Origin of the sequence: Pseudomonas sp. FSL R10-1350, from assembly GCF_009600525.1 — a bacterium.
In the GTDB taxonomy this organism is placed as follows: Bacteria; Pseudomonadota; Gammaproteobacteria; order Pseudomonadales; family Pseudomonadaceae; genus Aquipseudomonas; species Aquipseudomonas helleri.
In genome coordinates, this window is the sequence record NZ_WIVR01000005.1 from 1 (window position 1) to 19596 (window position 19596).

Below are 19596 nucleotides of genomic sequence, written 5' to 3' on the forward strand. Positions count from 1 at the left end.
ATCGTGCTGCTCGGCCAATGGCAACGCGGCCTGCTCGATTCGCTCGGTTTGTTCAAGACCGGCCAATGCCCGCCGGCGCAGGCGGTCTACGTGTGGTCGAGCCCCGTCGCGCGCACGCAAGCCACCAGCGCGGCGTTGGTACAAGGGATGTTCCCGGGCTGCAACGTCCCGGTAAACCATGCGCAGAAAAGCCAGGACCGGCTGTTCCACGCGACCGAAAATGGCCTGGCCCCCTTGGACCCGGCGCAGACCAAAGCGGCAATATTGCACGCCATGGGCGGTAGCCTCGACGCTGCCCGTGATCGCTATGCCGCACCGGTGCTGACCATGCAGCAAGTGGTCGGCGTGCCAACCACCTGCGAGCAAAAAAACTGCGCCCTGAGCGAGCAACCCTGGGCGCTGAAAGAGAAAAACGGCGTGGTCAAACTCAGCAGCCCATTGGGCGTGGGCGCGGGCATGAGCGAAACCTTTCGCATGCAATATGCAGAAGGTTTGCCGCTGGATCAGGTCGCGTTTGGTCAAGGCCGCAGTGCGGCAGAGATATCGCGCCTGATGGCTTTGCGTTCGGCTAAATACGCCCTCAGCAACCACGTCCCGTACATCGCCCGGCGCGGTGCATCGCAATTGCTTGGGCAAATCCTGTTGGCCCTGCAACCGAACGCAGCGGGCAGCCCGCCCGGCACCCAATGGCTGGCTTTCGTGGGCCACGACACCAACATCGCGCAGTTGCGCACACTGCTGGGCTTTGACTGGAAAATCGCTGAGTACCCCGAGAACGATGCCGCACCGGGCGGTACCCTTCTGTTTGAACGCTGGATCGACGACCACACCGGCGCGCAGTTTGTCAGCGTGGCCTATGTGGCGCAGAGCATGGACCAATTGCGCAGATTGTCCGACGCACCGCCCTATCAGGTGCAATACCCTGGTTATGCGGGCAAAGCCTTGATGCCATTGAAGGGGTTTGTCGCGGAAATGGAAAAACGCATCGACCCTTCGGCGACCGAAGTGCAGCATTACCTGGTCCAGTAAGTCGCTTTGCGGCGATTAGACCCAGGGAATCAAAACAATCGCGGCAAGGGGCAGCGTCACCGCCGCGAGCAGGGTTTGGCTCGCCACGATGCCGGCCATCAGCGGGGCATCGCCCCCCAGTTGCCGCGCCATGATGTAGGACGACGATGCGGTGGGCAGTGCTTGAAAAAGGACTGCCGCAATCGCCGCTTTGCCGTCCAGGCCAAACACATGGCACGCGCCTACCGTCGCCAGCGGCATGACCACAAACTTGGCCATTGATGAGTACGCAACCGGCCGCACCCAACTGCGCACCGACCCCAACTCCAGGGCCGCCCCGACGCAGAGCAAACCGAGGGGCAACGACGCCTGCCCCAGCGCCTTGAGTACCGGCTCAATAACCACCGGCAGTCCCAGCCCCAGCACCTGAAGCGCAATCGCGCCAAAGCAGGCCAGTACCAATGGATTAAGCGCCAATTGCCGGGCCACCTTGCCCGCCGTCATCTTGGCCCCGGTGCCGTACCGTGCGAACACCAGCACACACAGAATATTCACCGTCGGCACAATGGCCGCGTTGGCGACCGCCGCCAGGGCAATGCCCTGGGCGCCGAACAAGCCCGCGACGATCGACACGCCGACATAATTGTTAAAGCGTATGCCGCCCTGAAAAACCGAGGTAAACGCCGCATCACTGCCCTTTAGCAGTGACCTGCTGGCGAGCAGCGCCACAGTGACTGCACAGGTCGAAAGCACCAGCACCAGGGCCATGCCTTTGACGGGCACGTTGTCCAGGCTGGCCGTGGCCAAGCCATGTAAAAACAGCGCTGGCAGGAGAACGTAATACCCCAAACGCTCTGCCTGAGCCCAAAAACTGTCGGCCAGAAAACGACTGTGATTGAGCCAGGCGCCGAGGGCGATAAGCAACGCAATGGGCGCCAGGGCGAGTAGCAGTGCGAGGGTCATTACAGTGGCCCTGCTGGGCGAATCGACCTGTGACAACTTTCGATCATTTTTACGCAAGCGACAGGTGACATGGAGCTCTCCGGGCAACGGTTGGATGAGCACCACGATAAGAACTCGCGACCTAAAATAAAATCGACTTAAAATTCAGCCATCAACAAGTTTTGCTCATAGGTCACCTGGCCGGAGCATGCCGTTGAACGGCCTGCGCGAGGGCGGCGGCCAATCTGGCCAACGGGCGGTCTTCGCGTTCCAGCAAGACCACGCGGCGGGTCTTTTGCGGCGAGCCGAAGGGCTGGATGTCGAGATGGCCCAACTGCGCCAGGTTGTGACTTGACAGCGGAATCACCGCCACCCCAAGCCCGCTGCTGACCATCTGGATGATCGCCTCCTGGCTGTCCAGTTCCATGCTGGTGTGCACGCGCAGGCGCATCCGCCGCAGCTCCTGCTCGATGGTGCGCCCGGCCCAGGCCCGGCGATCAAAACGAATGAACGGTTGCTGTTGCAGTAACTGCCGAAAATCCTGCCCCGCCAGCGAACCCGGCGCAATTATCCAGAAGCCCTCTTCATAGAGCGTGGTACTGACCAAGCCATAAGGGTGCGGGCGTACAGGTTCGGTGGTGATCGCAACGTCCAGCTCGCCCGCCTCAACGCGCACGGCCAGTTCCGCCGACATACCAGAAGCCACGTTGATACGCACATGCGGGTGCTCGGCCGCCAACGCGGCCAGGGCCGCAGGCAACGTGCTGGCGAGCGCCGTATGAATGGCGCCAATCCTAAGCCTGCCGCGCAGCTCGTTATCCCCGCCAATTTCAGCCGCAATGCCGTCATACAGCGCCACGATCTCCCGCGCCCGTTCCACGGCTATATGGCCCGCTTCGGTGAGCACCGGCAACCGCCGCGAGCGGTCGAACAAGGTCGCATTGAACGTCTCTTCAAGGGACTTAATGTGCAGGCTCACCGCAGACTGCGTGAGATGAACCGCCTCCGCAGCGCGCACAAACGAACCGTATTGAGCAATGGCGATCAAGGTGTGAAGGGCGCGTAGTGACATGGTGATCTCTGGGTAATTGACACAGGCTGTCCCACTTTAACTCGAAGCACTTAGACATGATTTCTCTGTACGAGACCTATCGGCGCATTGATGTATTGCGGGGGTCGCAATGGTGACCTTGAACCAGTTGGCAGATCTGCCCGGCGCGTCGCTGCTGGCCTATCGACTGGTCAATTCAAAATTCCCGCCCATTGCCCTATTTGATGACGTGGCCGATGCCGCCGTCTTTGAAGCGCTGTACCAGATTCAGGCACTGACCAATCCCCGAATGCAAAATGAAGTCGGGCGCCTTGAGTTGATACCGCGAGCAGAGATTCCGTTTGGTATCCCGGGTTGCTCTTATGCGACCGCCCCGTTCACCCACGTTAACCCCGACGTTTACACGCACTCGCATGCGTTGGGCAAGGCCGTGAAAGACGCCCGATGCACAGGGCTGCGGTACAACTCTGTGCGCTTGCACGGCAACCACTGCTGGGCACTTATGACCCCAAGCGCCGTGTCGTCGATGGTTCAATCAGCCCACTACGAGATGATCTGGAATGGGCGTATCACCAGCGTCAATAAAATCAGCGAAGCTTAATCGCCAAGAGCAGGCGTAGCGCTCAGCCCTTGTTCCTCCAGCAACTGCACAAAGCTGCTGAGGTTTCGCGACACGGCCCCGCGCCGCCAGACCAGCCACGTGGTCAGATAACGGAACTCGGCGGCCAGCGGCCAGATGCTGACCGTCGCGCACCCCGGCATGCTGTTGAGCATGCTGCGGGGCATCAGCGCCAACCCGGCACCGGCGCTGACGCAGGCGAGCATGCCGTGGTAAGACTCCATTTCGAAGATTTTGCCGGGCACAGCGGCGTCAGTGTTGAACCACTTTTCAAAGTGATGGCGGTACGAGCAATTGGCCCGAAAGGCGTAGATGCTCTCGCCGTTGACGTCGGTTGCGCAGCGGATCGGCGCGTGATGAAGCGGCGCGATAATGACCATTTCTTCTTCGAACACCGGCACACCTTCCAGCGCCGGGTGCAGCACCGGGCCGTCGACGAACGCGGCCACTAAACGCCCCGACAGCACGCCTTCAATCATGGACCCGGACGGCCCCGTCGAGAGGTCCAGGTCGACCTTGGGGTGTTGTTGGTTGTAGGCCGCCAGCAAGGCGGGGATCCGCACCGCGGCGGTGCTTTCCAGTGAACCCAGCGGGAATGCACCCTGGGGGTCTTCGCCCGCCACTGTCGCCCGCGCTTCTTGCACCAGGTCGAGAATGCGCCGCGCGTAGTCAAGGAAACTCCAGCCAGCCGGTGACAGGCGCAGACGGCTTTTCTCGCGGATGAACAGGTCGACACCCAAATCCTCTTCGAGCTGTTTGATCCGCGTCGTCAGGTTTGAGGGCACACGATGGATGTGGGCCGCCGCAGCGCTGATGCTGCCGTGGTCCACTACCGCCTTGAAGATTTCCAGTTGCACCAGATCCACAGCCATTCTCCAATCGTGAAAGAAACGATCTCTATTATTCAGTTTAAAGAAATCTTTAGCCACCCTACTCTGTGCCCATCTACTCACTCAGCAGGACCATGCCATGAGCCCGATTTCCAGCCAGACCCACGCCCTTTCGATCAACCCGACCACGGGCGAGCAGATTGGCCACTACGCGTATGAGTCCGCCGAGGCTCTGGACGCGGCCCTCACCCGCGCCGCGTCGGGCTTCAGCCGCTGGAAGCGCACGCCGTTGCAAGCGCGCTCTGCCGCCATGGTTGCACTGGCCCAGGCGCTGCGCGACAACGCTGACGCCATGGCAACCATGATCACCGAGGAAATGGGCAAGCCGATCACCCAGGCCCGTGGCGAAATCGAGAAATGCGCCAAGCTCTGCGAGTGGTACGCCGAACACGGCCCAGCCATGCTGGCCGCTGAACCGACCCAGGTCGAAGGCGGCAAGGCACGCATCGAATACCGTCCGCTGGGCCCGATTCTGGCGGTGATGCCGTGGAACTTCCCGGTCTGGCAAGTGCTGCGCGGCGCAGTGCCCGCCTTGCTGGCAGGCAACACCTACGTGCTCAAGCACGCACCGAATGTGATGGGCAGCGCGTACCTGATTCGCGACGCCTTTGTGCGCGCCGGTTTTGCCGAGGGCGTGTTTGAAGTGGTCAACGTCACCCCGGACGGTGTGTCGCGCGCCATTGCCGACCCGCGCATCAGCGCCGTGACCCTCACCGGCAGCGTTCGCGCCGGTACCGCCATCGGCGCACAGGCTGGCGCTGCCCTGAAGAAATGTGTGCTGGAACTGGGCGGCTCCGATCCGTTCATCGTGCTCAATGACGCCGACCTCGACGCCGCCGTGCAGGCCGCCGTGGTCGGTCGTTATCAGAACTCGGGGCAAGTCTGTGCTGCCGCCAAGCGTCTGATTATTGAAAAAGGCGTGGTCGAGGCATTCACTGAAAAATTCGTCGAAGCCACCCGCAAACTGGTGGTAGGCAACCCGTTGTCCAGCGACACCTATATCGGCCCGATGGCACGCTATGACCTGCGTGATGAACTGGACCAACAAGTGCGCGACACCCTGGAAGAAGGCGCGACCCTGTTGCTCGGCGGCGGCAAGGCCGAAGGGGCCGGCAACTTCTATGAACCGACGATTCTGGCCAACGTGACCGACCGCATGACCTCGTTCAAACAGGAACTGTTCGGCCCGGTAGCATCGATCATTACTGCACAAGACTGCGCCCATGCCGTGGCGCTCGCTAACGACAGCGACTTCGGCCTGACAGCGACCATTTACACCGCCAATGTCGAACTGGCCCAGCAACTGACCGGCGAACTGGAAACTGGCGGCGTGTTCATCAACGGCTACTCGGCCAGCGACCCCCGCGTGGCTTTCGGTGGCGTGAAAAAGAGCGGTTTCGGCCGTGAACTGTCGCACTTCGGCGTGCGGGAATTCTGCAACGTGCAAACCGTGTGGCTGGATCGCAACTGATTAACCCCGCAGCCCTGAGCTGACAGCTACACAAGGGTTACCAGCCGGCATTTATCGACAGATCTGACCGGTAACCCGTTTCTTCACCCGATTCACGCCCCAGGCATCCAGCCCCTGACAGCATGATGTCAGTACAGTGTTTCCATATCTCACAAGCGCATGTAATAATCATTCCTATTTGCGATCAGCCATCGGATATCCTCCGAAAAGCCTGATGCCGTCGTTGCGGTGCCGACCCTCGCCCGTGTCTCAGTTAAATGTATGGAAACCTGGATGAGCGACGCTCAGCACGATGCATTGTTTAGCGCAGTCTATGGCGAGCATCACTTGTGGCTGCGCCGATGGTTGTACCGACGCCTGGGCTGCCCGGAAGTGGCCGCCGACTTGGCTCAAGATACGTTTGTTCGGGTATTTAACAAGCGTACATTGAGTGAGGTAGTGCAGCCACGGGCCTATCTTGCAACGATCGCTCATAGCCTGTTTGTCAACCTGATGCGTCGACGCCAATTGGAGCAAAGCTACCTCGAAGCGCTGGCGAATTTACCTGAATCACTGATGCCTTCGCCCGAAGAGCGCTTACAACTTCTGGAAACACTCCACGCACTCGACGCCATGCTCAGTGGTTTGCCGCACAAGGTACGTAAGGCGTTTCTGCTTTGTCAGCTTGACGGGCTTACCCATCGAGAAATCGCTGATCAGATGGGCGTATCCCTGAGTTCGGTACGTCAGTACATCGCTCGCGCACTTTTGCAGTGCATGACCGTTGTTTCTCAGGACACACTCTGATGCTTGATACCCCATGCTCATGCGTGGCGCCCGCCCAGTTGGAAGCTGCCGAGTGGTACGCGGTGCTATCGTCGGGTGAAGTCAGCGAGCGGGAGCGCAACGAATGGCAAGCTTGGCTTGATGCATCGCCGGAGCATGCACAGGCATGGACTCTGGTCGAAAAAGTAGTGTCACGCTTCCAGGGGTTGCCGCCGCTAGTGGCGCAAACAGCTTTGGACACCCCTGCACTGGATCGCCGTGCGGCACTTAAATTATTGGGCGTTCTGTGTGTCACCGGCGGTGCCCTTGCAGCAGGCATGAATACACAGGCCTGGACGCGTGAGTTCGCCGATTTAAGCACCGGCACAGGTGAGGTGCGCTCGTGGACCCTGGCTGACGGTACACGCATTAGCCTCAATGCTCGCAGTGCTGTAGACGTTGTGTTTGAGCCACAACAACGCTTGATCCTGCTTTATCAAGGCGAAGTTCTGATCGAGACGGGCCACGACATGCCCTTGGCACAGAGCCCGTTTCTGGTGCGGACCGAGCAAGGCCTGATCCGAGCTCTGGGCACCCGCTTTATGGTGAGCACAGGGGATCAGTCAGTTGACGTTTCACTGTTCGAAGGCGCACTTGACGTTCAGCCCTATGGGGCGACCATGCAACGCCTGAATGCGGGCCAGGCCATGCTTATCCAACGCAATAAAAGCGCGTTCATTTACGCTCAGAATCCCCAGGTCGCGGCTTGGGAGCACGGCCTGATCTTTGCTGACGGCATGCCATTAAGTATTTACCTCAAGCAGTTGGCTCAATACCGGCCCGGAATACTTTCGTGCGATTCACGTGCTGCGACACTGCGTGTTTCCGGTGTCTTTAAATTGGCTGACAGCGATCGCCTTCTGGCTCGGCTGCCAGAGATTCTGCCGGTATCAGTGCGTTACTTTTCACGCTACTGGGTCCGTGTCGATGCACTCTCAACGGCCGTTTAAAAAATATATGGCGGTGGACTGACACTTTTATGTTCTCGCTTGGCCTCCTCAGTGCTAGTCACTTAATGGAGCACTTGTGGTGGTCACTCCCCTGAAATCAACCCCCCCGTTAAATATTTCCCGACTGACCCGCACTACCCTGACCTGCCTCGTTATAGGGCTACCTCTCGAGTCGTTCAGCACAGAGCAAAAAGCATCTGCAAGCCCCGAGCAACGTATTGAGATCGCCGCAGCGTCCCTGAGCCAGGTGCTTTCAAATTTCGCTGCAGCACAGGGCGTGGCACTGATTTACGACACCCGTCTGACCGAAGGTTTGTCGAGTCCCGGCCTGCAGGGTGAATACAGCCTGTATGAGGGGTTTTCGCATCTGTTGCGCGGTACCGGCCTGGAGCTGATCGGCACAGGAACAGAATTGCAGTTGCGTAGACGCGCTGCGCTGACCCTCGAAGACACTCAGGTTCAGGGCGTAACCCGCGGCCTGGATGCCACCACCGAACACAGCGGCTCGTACACCACCACCAGCATGGGGGTCGCCACCCGCTTGCCACTCTCGACTCGCGAAACACCGCAGTCTGTCAGCGTGGTCACACGCCAGCGGATGGACGACCAGGGCATGACACGCCTGGAGGACGCCCTGGCTCAGGTCACCGGGGTGAATGTGATGTACGAAACCGCCGACCAGGTGCGCTTTTACTCACGTGGTTTTGCCATGGACAATGTCCAGGAAAACGGTGCCAGCTCTTCATTTCAAGGAAGTGTTCCGGGCATGGGTTCAGCTGAGGCTTCCAGCGACTCACCGGACATGGCTCTCTACGACCACGTTGAAGTGCTGCGCGGAGCTTCTGGCCTGACCCAGGGGACAGGCGAACCCGGCGGTACTGTCAATCTGGTACGCAAGGCTCCAACCCATGACTTTCAAGCCTCGGCCAGCCTCAGTGCTGGTTCATGGGACAAGTACCGCAACGAAATTGACGTATCGGGCGCGCTTAATGATGACGGCTCACTGCGCGGCCGGGTTGTCACTGTTTACCAGGACAGCAAATCGTTCGTTGACTATGTGGCCTCAGATCGGCAAGTGTTTTTCGGCACCTTGGCTTACGACTTCACCCCCGACACAACCCTGACCACCGGCTACACCTGGCAGAAATCCAACATCGTGCCCAACCTATATGGCGTGCCCATGTCGACGGACTACGCCAGCCTGGGACTGTCGCGTTCGACCTTCCTGGGCGCCAGCTGGAACAACATGACTTATGAGAAAAACAATCTGTTCGCCGAGCTTGAACACCGTTTCGCGGAAGACTGGACGCTGAGCAGCTCTCTCAACTACACCCACACACAAGGGGACGGACAGTTCATCGGTACGTTCGGCAATGGTGTAACAGGTGTCGGGCCTGAGGGGACTGCCCGGCTTAACAACTACATTCACCGAAACAACATGGCCGACCAGTACGCGGCCAACCTTAACGTAACCGGCAATTTTTCGTTGCTGGAACGTCTCCATGAAGTGGTCATCGGCGCCGATTATCAGAAAGAAAATTACGACAATCGAGTCGGTACGCTCTCCAATACTTCACCGGTCAATGTCTACTCCTTCAATCCGTCAGGGGTTGCCCGCGCGCAGGTGCCCTACCGTAACCGCTATCGCTATGACAACACCCAACGCGCGACGTACATGGCTACACGTTTGAGCCTGAGCAACGACTTGAAGCTTATTTTGGGCAGCCGTTACAGCAGCTTCTATTTCAACTCACGCTTCAAGAACCTCGCGACAGGCAATGAAACACGCTCGCCTTATCGTGAGGACGGAAAACTCACGCCCTATGGTGGGCTGGTGTGGGACTTCGCAGAAAACCTTTCCTGGTACGCCAGCTACACCAGCATTTTTAAACCGCAGAACGTGGTGGACGAAAACCGTATGCCGCTTAAACCGATCATAGGCGCTAACTATGAAACGGGAATAAAAGGCGACTTTCTCGATGGCAACCTTAATGTGTCAGCGGCCGTATTTCGCATCATTCAGCGAAACCGTGCCATCGATAACGGCAACCTGGAGTGCGTGGACAACTGCTACGAAGCTGCTGGCAAGGTGCGCAGCCAGGGCTGGGAAATAGAAGCCTCGGGCGCGCTCAGCGACCGCTGGCAAATTTACTCTGGCTACACGTTTACGCGCAGCGAATACCTGAATGATGTCTCTGGCACCATCAAGGCCGGCGATCCCTATAGCGAATGGTTTCCCAAACATCTGTTACGGATGTATACCGACTACCGCCTCGACACATCGGGTGAGCGCTGGAGCATTGGCGCCGGCTTGACGACCCAAAGCAGCACGGACACCACCCGCGATATGTATCAGGGCGGCTATACCCTGTTCAATGCCTCTATCGCCTATCGGGTAGACAAACATACAACGTTGAGCCTGGTGGGAAACAATCTCACCGACAAGACTTACTACATCCCTGTATCCAACCGGCATCGTGGTGGCAACAACTTCTATGGCGATCCGCGCAACGCCACGCTCACAGTCAAGTGGGCGTATTGAGCGAGCAAGCCTCAGTTTCAACGTGGCTGGACCGCAACTGAGTGAACCCGCAACACAAGGGCCAGCACCTTGATCAGGTGACTGGCCCTGCCTTCATTTAGCGCTTGATCCCATTGGCCTTGAAGAGCCATTCAAACGCCTGTTCCAGGGTCGGTGCGGGCGTTTCCAACGGATTTACACTGATCTGTTCGGCGGTGCGCTGAAACAGGTCTTTGACCCCCGGCAGCACAGCCACCGGCATATCGGCGGCGCGCAATTGGCGCTCAGCCTCTTCAACCTCTTTGAGACGACGTGGCGCATGCAGGACGTGCGTGCGGATCAAGGCGCCGAGGAAGTCGCGCAGGCTGGCTTGATCAATGTCGCTCAAGGCGTCGTGCAGCTTGTCGGTCACGCCCTGTTTTTCTGCGGCCATAAAGCACTCGATGGTCAGCGCCTCCAGCCCTTTGGTAAACACGCTGCGCAAAATTTTGAGCGCTGCCGCATCGCCCGCAGCGCCACCTTCGACCGCCTTGAGCGGTGCGCCGATGGCCGCGTACAGGCGCTGCGCAGGTTCAATGCCGGGACCTGCGCCCAGCAAGTTGGTTTTCTCATGGGTCAGCGCGATGGCGCCGAGGATTGCCACGTCGACGTACACGATGCCCGATTGCGCCGCCTGCTCGGCAGCGATTCTGATCTGCGCCGGGTCAGCGGTCGTCATGTCGATGTACAGCGCGCCCTTGCGCATGTGGGCCAGCGCCTGCTCGGCCACAACCAGCGACACTGTGCCGAATACGCACGACACGACAACGTCGCAGTCTGCAGCGATAGCGCCGACTGAGGTGGCGATATCCAGGCCCCGCTCGGCGGCAAACGCCTGGGCGGTGGCTGAGGGTTTCAGGTCGCACAAGATGATGTCATGCCCTGCCGCTGCCCATGGCCGCGCATAAGTGAGGCCGACTTCGCCCGCTCCGACAATTGCAATTTTCATTGTTAGGGTTTCCGATTATTTGGCCCCGTAGGCGCCCTTGTAAGTTCCGGACGCAATTTGCGCCATCATCTCTGCTTCTTTTTGTTCGGTCCCCAGGCACCGTTGCAACAGTTCTTCTGCCTGCTCGGCCGGGAACGCCACGATGCCATCGTGATCACCGACAACGATGTCGCCCGGCGAGACGATCATGCCGCCAATGCTGACCGGTACGTTGATCTCCCCCGGCCCGTTTTTATACGGGCCGCGATGGTAGGCGGCCCGGGCAAACACCGGGAAGCTGCCCTTGCCAATCGTCGCCAGATCACGAATGGCGCCGTCTACCACAATGCCTGCGGCGCCGCGCTTTTGCGCGATGGCGGTCATGATGTCGCCCATCAAGGCCCGGCTGATATCCCCTCCGCCATCCACCACCAGCACTTGTCCGGGGCTCAGGATTTCCAGCGCCTGATGGATCGCACGATTGTCACCGCACGGGACTTTCACGGTCAGGGCGGTGCCGACCATGGTGCCTTCAATGCAATGGAATGGCGTGAGTGGCGCGCCAGGCAGGCGGTCCAGGCAATCACTGATAATGGACGTCGAGGTGCGGGCATAAGCGGCCAGCAGCGCATGCAAGTCTGACGTTGAGGCGATAGCGTTCATGGGTGTTCCTCAGGTGGCGTATGGCTTTGAGGATAAAGACCCTGAAAAATAGAAAAAGCGATATTATCGTATGCCCAAACATGCCTAACAGGAATGTTAATGATCAACCTCCGGCAACTCCTTGCGCTGCACTGGATCGAACGCCTCGGCACTTTCGAGCGTGCGGCCGAGCACCTCAATACCACGCAGTCAGCCATCTCCAAGCGCATACAGGAACTGGAGGCCTCCAAGGGGCTGCAACTGTTCGACCGCTCGCAACGCGGTGCACGGCTCACGGCCATCGGCGAAGAAATGCTGGTGATTGCCCGGGAAATGCTCACCCTTGCAGAACGCATCACCTCACTCAAGGACGGCACCCACGTGGTGACCCGACGACTCAGGCTGGGCGTGACCGAGCTGACGGCGCTGACATGGCTGCCCCGGCTGATTGCCAAACTGGTAGAGGATTTTCCGGGGCTAACGGTTGAGGCTGAAGTCGATATGAGCCGCAACCTCCATGAAAAGCTCGTGGATGATCTGGTGGACATGATTATCATCCCCGACACCTTCACAGCGCCCGAGATCACCGCGGTGCCGCTGGGCATCGTTGAAAACGCCTGGATGGCAGCGCCCGGCGTCGTCGAGCATTCGGGGGTGGTCGGGCTGGCCGAACTGGCCAAATACCCGCTGCTGGTACAAGGCAAAAAGTCGGGGTCGGGTTTGTTTGTCAACAAGTGGCTGGGGACCATGGGCATCGAGCTGCCCAAGATGCTGTCCTCGGACAGCCTGACGGCCATGCTCGGGCTGACCGCCGCCGGGCTGGGTGTCACGTACCTGCCGCTGGAGTGCTTTCGCCCGCTGGTGGATGAGGGCAAATTGACGATCATACACACCGACCCGCCCTTGCCGCCTGTGCCCTACATGGCGATGTACCGAAATGATCGGCCCTCGGCGTTCGTGAGCGAAGTGGCGATTCGGGCCGTCGAGCAGTGTGATTTTTCGCGGCAACTGCAAAGCTGAGAAGGCGCAGATGACGGTCGTCAACGCACCTTCCCGGCGAGAACCGAAGGCTGTTAATGGGCAGCCCGGTTAGGCACTCGCTAGCGACTCGTCATGGTTGGCCGGCTCGTTAATCGAAAGCACAAAGACCAGCGCCGCCAGTGAGCACACGCCCAGGAAGATGAACACCGCCGTCCAGCTGTAGCTATCCAGGAGCATGCCGGTGATCAGCGGCGCCATCGCCCCGCCAGCCTGGCCGGCGCTGTTGACCACAGAGGCCGCCACCGGGTAAGTGGTGCGCGTGGTCAGGCCCATGGAGTACACCGAAAATGACGAATAGCCGATGTTCAACAGAAAGCCCGTGCCAAACAACAGCAGGCTGACCGAGAGCAGGTCATTGGGCGCATAGACCAAGGCAACCATCATCAGGCACGTGGCCACAGCGCTGATCATCATCGTCGGCTTTCTGCGACGGTCCAGCACGGTGTCAGACAACCAGCCCCCTACGATATTGCCCAGCACGCCGCCAGCAAAAGGCAAGGCCGCCACGAAGCCGATCTGCATCAGTTCAAAATGCTTCACTTCCCCCAGGTACTTGGGCAGCCAGGCGAGCAGCACGTTGACCACGCCAGTCATCAACAAATAGCCCAGGCCGCAGCCCCATATGTTCCAGGACGCAAACACAGAGCGTGAGCTGGCCAATCGCGGGGTTTGTTTGTAACGCAGCAAAGTGTCCAGCGCACCGAAGCTTTTGTGAGTGCGCACACTGTCGGTTTTGCTGGTCTGCTGGTCTTCGATGTAGGTGGCTTCTGCGTCGTTGACCCGGCGACCCGCACGTGGATCGTTGGGCACCAGCCACCACCAGATCAGCGCCAGCACGACGCCGGGGATGGCGAAGGCAAAGAACATCGTCCGCCAGCCATCGAGCATGATCAGCGCTGCGCCAATGGGCGGGGCAATCACTGCGCCCATCTTCGCCGCCGACAGAAAAGCCCCTGTGGCGAGACCTTTTTCACGCGCCGGGAACCAGCGATTGATCGTACTCAGCATCGACAACGGCAGGGCAGCTTCGGCAATGCCCAGCGCTGAGCGATAGATTTTCAGCAGCCCGAAATTATGCGCGGTGCCAATCAGCAGGGTGACGATTGAGGTCAAGCCAATGGAGATCGGCGCCACAACACGCACACCCACTTTGCTGAGCAAAAAGCCTGCTGGAATTTGCCCCAGGGAATAAAACAGAAAGAACGCGCTGACCAGCAATCCCGCCTGGGCATTGGTCGCCCCGAACTCTTTCTGGATGTAGGGCAAGGCGATACCGATGTTGGCCCGATCGGCAGCGGCCAGCATGTAAACAACGACAATGACTGACAGAACAACCCAGCGATACTTTGACCTCGCCTGAGCGGCAACGTCGGTGGCGGCGATTGCGGTCATGAACATTCCTTTTTTTTATGCTTATTGGAGCCGCCATGTTCTGCATTCGGCGATGTCGATAAAAGCGATAAATAAGAAACCTTATTCATTCCTTTTTCGCATCATTAAGCGTCGCTATTCAGGGGTGTAACGGCAGGTGCGAGCGCAAAAAAAGGCACGACACTTGACCGGGTGTTCTCATCACTCCCCTTTGCCACGTGCAGTGCAAAGGGAAACAGGAGACTTCAACACCTTGGGTTCAAGCGCGTGCCGAACGCTCAGCGGAGCGAATCAAACAATCGTGACGTGTTTACGCCTGCTCAGTGGGCAGCAACTCGGAAATCTCGATCAGGTTCAGATCAGGGTCGCGAAGATAAACAGAGCGGATAGGGCCGGTTGCCCCCGTACGCTGCACGGGACCGAGCAGAATCGGCCAGTTCTCGGCTTCCAGGTGGGCGATGACCTCATCCAGGGTGACGGTGGCGATGAAACAAAGGTCGAGCGCCCCCGAGACGGGCAAATGAGCTTTGGGTTCGAACTCAAACCCGCGCACGTGAACGTTGATCTTCTGCTGGCCAAAATGGAACGCCATCCGCCCTCCCGGCGAAGGCACAAATTGCATGCCGAGCACACGCATGTAGAAGTCTTTGCACGCCTGCACATCAACGGTGGTCAGAACTAAGTGATCAAGGTGTTTAATCATGGGGCGCCCTCCAGAGTTTCGAACACAACCTGCTTATTCAAGGTTGATAGCGGTTCTAACATTAAATGCCCGTTCTCAGCGTCACATAAGGTCGGGAATTTAACGGGTGTGGGTTAAACGACGTTTCTTGGCTCGCCACGTACAAAGGCTTCAATGTTGTCGACCAATTGATCGGCCAAACCTTGTACGGCCTCATCACTCGCCCACGCAACATGGGGGGTGAGAATAAAGTTGGGGCGATCCACCAGCGTCATAAACGGATGATCCGGCGCAGGCGGCTCGGTCATCACCACATCAAAACCCGCGCCAGAGATCTGCCCTGCTTCCAGGGCCGGGCCGACAGCACTTTCGTCCACCAACCCACCGCGTGCGGTATTGATCAGTAAAGGCTTGCGGCGCATCAGCGCAAACTCTGCAGCGCCAATCATGTTACGTGTCTCTGGCAGCAGCGGGCAGTGCAGGGTCAGGATGTCGGCTTGAGCCAACGTCTGCTCAAACGGCACATACAACGAGCCGAGCCCGGAGTGGCCTTTGTACCCGGCGAAAATCACCCGCATGCCGAGCCCGCGCGCCATATTGGCGACCGCCTGGCCCAGTACCCCATCACCGATGATGCCAATGGTGGAACCGGCCAGGTCCTTGATCGGGTAATCGAAGAAGCAGAACTGTTGCGCCTCTTGCCAGCGCCCTGCCCTCACCGCGTCACGGTACGCACAAATGCTCCGGCGCAGGGCAAAGATCAGGGCAAAGGTGTGTTCCGGCACCGTGTTGACGGCGTAGTTGCGGATATTGCTGACCACGATGCCGCGCGCCTTGCACGCCGCAATGTCGACGTTATCGGTGCCCGTTGCGGCAATGGCCACCAGGCGAAGGTTTTTCGCCGCAGCAATCACTTCACCGCTGAGCTTTACCTTGTTGAGCACAACGATGTCGGCATCGGCGATCCGCTCAGCCACTTGCTCGGGAGCGGTGCGCCCCCAGGACTGAATCTCATGTGCAAAGGACGGCGCCCGCAGCACGGTCTGTGGCGACAGCGTGTCCCGGTCAAGAATGACGATCTTCATGCCTTGTAACCCAGGCGTGCCAACTGGGCATCAATCCAGGTGATATCCAGGCGGTCTTCTTCGATTTCTTTAACCGTCACTTTCTCTGCTGCGCACTTGCCCAGCGCGGCATCGAGGATCTGCTCGGCGGCCTCAAACGGCACGCACAGCAAGCCGTCAGCATCACCGAGTATCAGGTCACCCGGGTTGATCACCATGCCGCTGATGGCGATTGGCACGTTGATTTCGCCAGGCCCGTCCTTGTACGGGCCACGGTGGGTGATCCCGGCGGCGTACACCGGAAAGTCACCGGCCTGGATCGCATCGATGTCGCGAATCGCCCCATTGAGCACGATGCCGCCCAGGCCGCGCTTGATGGCCGTTGCCACCATCAGCTCGCCCATCAGCGCGTTCGTCAGGTCGCCGCCGCCGTCCACCACAATCACGTCACCGGGTTGTGCCAGATGCAAAGCCTTGTGGATCATCAGGTTGTCACCCGGACGGGCTTTGACCGTGAAGGCAGGCCCCGCCAGCACACCGCCTTTGTGATACGGACGCAACTGAGTACCACCAGCAGTCATTCGCCCCATGCAGTCACTGACGTTGGCAACCGGGACTGCGCGAAAACTGTCGACCAGTGCGGCGCTGACTTGGCGTGTACGAGGGAGGATTCGAAGTCCGATCATTGTTGTTTTCCATCTTGACGGAGTGGGCGGTTGGCAATGCGCCAGCCGGGGTACAGGTGTGGATGCCAGCCGCCTTCAAGCCAGGGGCCCAGCTGGCATCACCTGCGGGTTGACGCCACTTTAGGAGAAGGTTTCGCCTGTAAAAAGCGAATTAAAGAAGGCAAAAATGTTCGAAAAAAGTGATGAGTCAGTGGCTCGTCAGACCACTAAAAGGGCATTTCGCAGCGGCCCAAACTGCCCCCGCCATTGCCCGCAGGTGCCGCCCCGCGCCCCCTGTGCGTAGGCAGCTATGGTAGATTGCCGCGTAAACCAATGGCTCTCACTTGGGATCTTTGTCATTACGGAGGATATATGTCCGACACGCTTTCTCAGCTTGAATCCGACCTTAACGGCCCCTTGGTCGCGTCTGCCCACCTGGTGGTAGAAGGCCAAGTCCCGGCGTCGGAGTTTGAGTTCGGCATGATCCTGACGTGGAACGCGTTTTCAAGGTGGGCCACCTCCTGCATGAGCGCGGCCGGAGCACCTGACCTGGGCATGGTCGACATCATGGTGCTGAACCACATTTGCCACCGTGGCAAACAGAAGAAGCTCGCCGACATCTGCTTTACCTTGAATTTCGCAGACACCCACATCGTCTCTTACTCCCTGCGCAAGCTGTCAGGGAGCCTGCTGATCAGTTCCAAAAAGATTGGCAAGGAAGTGTTCTACAGCCCGACCAAAAAGGGCCTGGCGCTGGTAGAGCGGTATGTGACGGTACGCACCAAATGCCTGGTGCCGAGCATCGATCAAAACCTGGTCGAAAAGCTCAGTTCAACGGCCCGCACATTGAGAGAAATGTCTGGCACCTATGACCAGGCAGCAAGGGCAGCCTCTTCACTGGTTTGACCCCTCAAGCTTTACGAAAGCACTCGACGCGATGTTACCTTTTGTAGCGACTTTGCTCCCTTAGGTAGCATTGCCAAAATAGCGTCGCGAGCTGAAAAATCCTTTCACCGCCGAATTCTCGGCAAAAAATCGCAAAAAACAAAATCTAACTTTTAGCTTAACTTTCAATTAGTTATATCCATTAAAAAGCACTTTAAAGACTAAACGAAGACAAAACACATTCGAATCGTAAACGTTGGCGTGCTCCATGCAACGCCTCCCGCACGGCATCTGTCGTTCGGTGAGCACCTGCATTTGGAATAGCCATGATTCTTTTTGAACCCACATTAGCAACGTCAAAGGCCGTTGATACCTCTGTGCGAATATCGCTCGCAGGTACCGATGGCCTGCTTCTGGATGTGTCCTGCGGCCCTTATGACAAGGCGCTGCAACAACGGCTTTGGGCGTTGAACAACACCCTGCGTGATCCGCAAAGTTTTCCAGGGTTAGTCGAAACCGTGCCAGGGGTTAACAACCTGCTGGTCATCTACGATCCCCGCAAGATCCCCCCAGATGCAGCGGCGCAGGTGTTGTCCGACCTGTGGATCCGCTCCAGCCCAACCCCTATCAATGGCAAGCACTTCGTCATCGACATGATCTACGGCGGCGAACACGGGATGGACCTGGACTACGTCGCCGAACAGACGGGCCTCACCCCACGTGACGTCATTGCCTTGCACAGCTCGGTCACTTACACCGTGGCCGCGCTCGGATCGATGCCCGGGTTCCCCTATCTCGTGGGGTTGCCCCTGGCGCTTGAAGTGCCTCGCCGCCAAGTTCCGCGCACCTTGATTCCTAAAGGTAGCGTGGTAATCGCCGGTGAGCAGGCCTCTGTCTTCCCGTGCCCAGGCCCGTGCGGCTGGCACGTGATCGGCCACGCCGACTTTGATGGCTTTGACAGCCTGGCAATGCCGCCTGCGCTGTTGAGCCCCGGTGACACCCTGGTATTTCGTCCAAAGGCGCAATTGAAATGATGGAAATCCTCTCTAACGGTCCTCTCAACATCATTGTCGATCGCGGCCGTATCGGCTTTTTGGCCAGCGGTGTCAGCCGCAGCGGTGCCATTGACAGCCTGAGCTACGAGCTCGGCAACGCGATGCTGGGCAATTCACGCGAGGCGGCCAGCATTGAGATCAACAACTTCCCGTTCAAGGTGCGCATGAGCGACGCGTGCTGTGTTGCCATTACCGGCGCGCTAAGCAGCAGCCGCATCGGGCAAAAACAACACGCGCCGTGGTCACGGTTAAAGCTCAATGCGGGAGAGACGCTGGTCATCGAAGCGCCTCAAGAAGGCCGCTGTGTTTACCTGGCAATCGAGGGCGGCATTGAGGTGCAACGGGTGCTCAACTCTTGCGCCACCGACCTTAAAGCCGCGTTCGGAGGCCACGAAGGCAAAGCCCTGGCAAAAGGCGACAGGCTTCGCAGCTCGCCCCGCAATAGCGCTGCATCAGCCGCCGCATCGAGCCTCTTCGACCCCGCACTGCAAACCTACTGGCGGGCGCTGAGTGAAGCGGGAACCACGGTTCGCGTCTTGCCCTCGGCCGAATGGCAAGAGTTCCCGGACGAGAGCAAAGAGCGTTTCTTCAACACCCATTACACCGTCGGGCGCAGCTCCAACAGGCAAGGTTACAGGCTGTCTGGCGCCGTGCTGAAGCGCACCGTCAACCGTGAGTTGCTCTCCCACGGAATCGTCCCCGGAACGGTGCAAATACCCACCAGCGGCGAGCCGATCATTCAACTGGTCGACGCCAATACCTGCGGTGGCTACCCCAAGCTGGTGAACGTGATTGAAGCCGACCTCTGGAAACTGGGCCAACTGATGCCGGGGCGCACCCTTCGGTTCGAGCTTACCGACATCGACGCCGCCCTCAGCGCAGGCGCCCAGCGGCACTCCTTGTTTGAAACGACCGCGACGCAATGGCGGTAAGTTTTTTGTAGTTGATCTGAAAAAAGTGGAAAAGGA

19 protein-coding genes are annotated in these 19596 nt (G+C 58.9%); 10 read left to right on the forward strand and 9 right to left on the reverse strand.

Going from position 1 to position 19596, the window contains the following annotated elements; genetic code table 11:
• A partial coding sequence (locus tag GHO25_RS03695; protein WP_153389919.1) for a histidine-type phosphatase occupies positions 1-1029 on the forward strand: 1029 nt, incomplete at its 5' end.
• A 15-nt stretch (positions 1030-1044) separates the two neighbouring features.
• Here the strand turns inward: GHO25_RS03695 and GHO25_RS03700 are convergent.
• Both GHO25_RS03700 and GHO25_RS03705 read right to left on the reverse strand, forming a co-directional pair.
• Complete coding sequence (locus tag GHO25_RS03700) at positions 1045-1971, reverse strand: AEC family transporter (RefSeq protein WP_153389920.1); 927 nt, start codon at positions 1969-1971, stop codon at positions 1045-1047.
• Between the two features lie 172 nt (positions 1972-2143).
• Positions 2144-3022: a LysR family transcriptional regulator gene (locus GHO25_RS03705; protein ID WP_153389921.1), complete on the reverse strand. Its 879-nt coding sequence runs from the start codon at positions 3020-3022 to the stop codon at positions 2144-2146.
• A 109-nt stretch (positions 3023-3131) separates the two neighbouring features.
• Between GHO25_RS03705 and GHO25_RS03710 the strand changes: the two genes are divergently transcribed.
• Entirely contained in the window at positions 3132-3602 is a 471-nt protein-coding gene (locus GHO25_RS03710; protein WP_153389922.1) for an RES family NAD+ phosphorylase, read from the forward strand.
• Here the strand turns inward: GHO25_RS03710 and GHO25_RS03715 are convergent.
• Positions 3599-4486 carry a LysR family transcriptional regulator gene (locus tag GHO25_RS03715; protein ID WP_178109982.1) on the reverse strand — a complete coding sequence of 296 codons (888 nt, stop codon included), beginning with the start codon at positions 4484-4486 and terminating at the stop codon, positions 3599-3601. The two genes, GHO25_RS03710 and GHO25_RS03715, sit on opposite strands and share 4 nt — an antisense overlap.
• 103 nt (positions 4487-4589) lie before the next feature.
• On the opposite strand from GHO25_RS03715, the gene GHO25_RS03720 reads away from it, so the two are divergent.
• The 4 genes from GHO25_RS03720 to GHO25_RS03735 all read left to right on the forward strand — a co-directional run bounded on the left by GHO25_RS03720 (position 4590) and on the right by GHO25_RS03735 (position 10277).
• Positions 4590-5981, forward strand: a complete 1392-nt coding sequence (locus GHO25_RS03720) for an aldehyde dehydrogenase family protein (RefSeq protein WP_153389924.1) — start codon at positions 4590-4592, stop codon at positions 5979-5981.
• 273 nt (positions 5982-6254) lie between these two features.
• The gene (locus tag GHO25_RS03725) at positions 6255-6767 is read left to right on the forward strand and encodes a sigma-70 family RNA polymerase sigma factor (protein ID WP_153389925.1); all 513 of its coding nucleotides are present in this window, start codon (positions 6255-6257) and stop codon (positions 6765-6767) included.
• Positions 6767-7735: a FecR domain-containing protein gene (locus GHO25_RS03730; RefSeq protein ID WP_153389926.1), complete on the forward strand. Its 969-nt coding sequence runs from the start codon at positions 6767-6769 to the stop codon at positions 7733-7735. The genes GHO25_RS03725 and GHO25_RS03730 overlap by 1 nt, the downstream gene beginning before the upstream one ends.
• Before the next feature lie 277 nt (positions 7736-8012).
• A complete protein-coding gene (locus GHO25_RS03735; RefSeq protein WP_153389927.1) occupies positions 8013-10277 on the forward strand; it encodes a TonB-dependent receptor in 2265 nt (754 codons plus the stop codon).
• A gap of 97 nt (positions 10278-10374) precedes the next feature.
• Here the strand turns inward: GHO25_RS03735 and GHO25_RS03740 are convergent, their stop codons facing one another.
• Positions 10375-11244, reverse strand: a complete 870-nt coding sequence (locus GHO25_RS03740) for an NAD(P)-dependent oxidoreductase (RefSeq protein WP_153389928.1) — start codon at positions 11242-11244, stop codon at positions 10375-10377.
• Between the two features lie 15 nt (positions 11245-11259).
• On the reverse strand, positions 11260-11886 hold the full coding sequence (locus GHO25_RS03745) for an RraA family protein (protein WP_153389929.1): 627 nt from the start codon (positions 11884-11886) through the stop codon (positions 11260-11262).
• 99 nt (positions 11887-11985) lie between these two features.
• Between GHO25_RS03745 and GHO25_RS03750 the strand changes: the two genes are divergently transcribed.
• Complete coding sequence (locus tag GHO25_RS03750; protein ID WP_153389930.1) at positions 11986-12885, forward strand: LysR family transcriptional regulator; 900 nt, start codon at positions 11986-11988, stop codon at positions 12883-12885.
• Positions 12886-12954: 69 nt separating this feature from the next.
• Here the strand turns inward: GHO25_RS03750 and GHO25_RS03755 are convergent, their stop codons facing one another.
• The 4 genes from GHO25_RS03755 to GHO25_RS03770 all read right to left on the reverse strand — a co-directional run bounded on the left by GHO25_RS03755 (position 12955) and on the right by GHO25_RS03770 (position 16709).
• A complete protein-coding gene (locus tag GHO25_RS03755; RefSeq protein WP_218581063.1) occupies positions 12955-14298 on the reverse strand; it encodes an MFS transporter in 1344 nt (447 codons plus the stop codon).
• Between the two features lie 289 nt (positions 14299-14587).
• Complete coding sequence (locus GHO25_RS03760) at positions 14588-14980, reverse strand: VOC family protein (protein WP_048370493.1); 393 nt, start codon at positions 14978-14980, stop codon at positions 14588-14590.
• Between the two features lie 113 nt (positions 14981-15093).
• A complete protein-coding gene (locus GHO25_RS03765) occupies positions 15094-16044 on the reverse strand; it encodes a D-2-hydroxyacid dehydrogenase (RefSeq protein ID WP_153389931.1) in 951 nt (316 codons plus the stop codon).
• Positions 16041-16709 carry an RraA family protein gene (locus GHO25_RS03770; RefSeq protein WP_123750033.1) on the reverse strand — a complete coding sequence of 223 codons (669 nt, stop codon included), beginning with the start codon at positions 16707-16709 and terminating at the stop codon, positions 16041-16043. Before GHO25_RS03770 ends, GHO25_RS03765 begins: the two co-directional genes overlap by 4 nt.
• Before the next feature lie 351 nt (positions 16710-17060).
• On the opposite strand from GHO25_RS03770, the gene GHO25_RS03775 reads away from it, so the two are divergent.
• The 3 genes from GHO25_RS03775 to GHO25_RS03785 all read left to right on the forward strand — a co-directional run bounded on the left by GHO25_RS03775 (position 17061) and on the right by GHO25_RS03785 (position 19560).
• Entirely contained in the window at positions 17061-17594 is a 534-nt protein-coding gene (locus GHO25_RS03775; protein WP_048370499.1) for a winged helix DNA-binding protein, read from the forward strand.
• 305 nt (positions 17595-17899) lie between these two features.
• The gene (gene pxpB / locus GHO25_RS03780) at positions 17900-18607 is read left to right on the forward strand and encodes a 5-oxoprolinase subunit PxpB (RefSeq protein WP_153389932.1); all 708 of its coding nucleotides are present in this window, start codon (positions 17900-17902) and stop codon (positions 18605-18607) included.
• Positions 18604-19560 carry a biotin-dependent carboxyltransferase family protein gene (locus GHO25_RS03785; RefSeq protein WP_153389933.1) on the forward strand — a complete coding sequence of 319 codons (957 nt, stop codon included), beginning with the start codon at positions 18604-18606 and terminating at the stop codon, positions 19558-19560. The genes pxpB and GHO25_RS03785 overlap by 4 nt, the downstream gene beginning before the upstream one ends.
• The last annotated feature ends 36 nt before the right edge of the window (positions 19561-19596 follow it).

What these genes read in the sequence shown, in the direction of transcription:
- GHO25_RS03765 (WP_153389931.1), bottom strand. Translation starts at nt 16,044, where the DNA reads ATGAAGATCGTCATTCTTGACCGGGACACGCTGTCGCCACAGACCGTG.
- GHO25_RS03710 (WP_153389922.1), top strand. Translation starts at nt 3,132, where the DNA reads ATGGTGACCTTGAACCAGTTGGCAGATCTGCCCGGCGCGTCGCTGCTG.
- GHO25_RS03755 (WP_218581063.1), bottom strand. Translation starts at nt 14,298, where the DNA reads ATGACCGCAATCGCCGCCACCGACGTTGCCGCTCAGGCGAGGTCAAAG.
- GHO25_RS03775 (WP_048370499.1), top strand. Translation starts at nt 17,061, where the DNA reads ATGTCCGACACGCTTTCTCAGCTTGAATCCGACCTTAACGGCCCCTTG.
- GHO25_RS03725 (WP_153389925.1), top strand. Translation starts at nt 6,255, where the DNA reads ATGAGCGACGCTCAGCACGATGCATTGTTTAGCGCAGTCTATGGCGAG.
- GHO25_RS03785 (WP_153389933.1), top strand. Translation starts at nt 18,604, where the DNA reads ATGATGGAAATCCTCTCTAACGGTCCTCTCAACATCATTGTCGATCGC.
- GHO25_RS03700 (WP_153389920.1), bottom strand. Translation starts at nt 1,971, where the DNA reads ATGACCCTCGCACTGCTACTCGCCCTGGCGCCCATTGCGTTGCTTATC.
- GHO25_RS03740 (WP_153389928.1), bottom strand. Translation starts at nt 11,244, where the DNA reads ATGAAAATTGCAATTGTCGGAGCGGGCGAAGTCGGCCTCACTTATGCG.
- pxpB (WP_153389932.1), top strand. Translation starts at nt 17,900, where the DNA reads ATGATTCTTTTTGAACCCACATTAGCAACGTCAAAGGCCGTTGATACC.
- GHO25_RS03730 (WP_153389926.1), top strand. Translation starts at nt 6,767, where the DNA reads ATGCTTGATACCCCATGCTCATGCGTGGCGCCCGCCCAGTTGGAAGCT.
- GHO25_RS03760 (WP_048370493.1), bottom strand. Translation starts at nt 14,980, where the DNA reads ATGATTAAACACCTTGATCACTTAGTTCTGACCACCGTTGATGTGCAG.
- GHO25_RS03705 (WP_153389921.1), bottom strand. Translation starts at nt 3,022, where the DNA reads ATGTCACTACGCGCCCTTCACACCTTGATCGCCATTGCTCAATACGGT.
- GHO25_RS03750 (WP_153389930.1), top strand. Translation starts at nt 11,986, where the DNA reads ATGATCAACCTCCGGCAACTCCTTGCGCTGCACTGGATCGAACGCCTC.
- GHO25_RS03720 (WP_153389924.1), top strand. Translation starts at nt 4,590, where the DNA reads ATGAGCCCGATTTCCAGCCAGACCCACGCCCTTTCGATCAACCCGACC.
- GHO25_RS03770 (WP_123750033.1), bottom strand. Translation starts at nt 16,709, where the DNA reads ATGATCGGACTTCGAATCCTCCCTCGTACACGCCAAGTCAGCGCCGCA.
- GHO25_RS03745 (WP_153389929.1), bottom strand. Translation starts at nt 11,886, where the DNA reads ATGAACGCTATCGCCTCAACGTCAGACTTGCATGCGCTGCTGGCCGCT.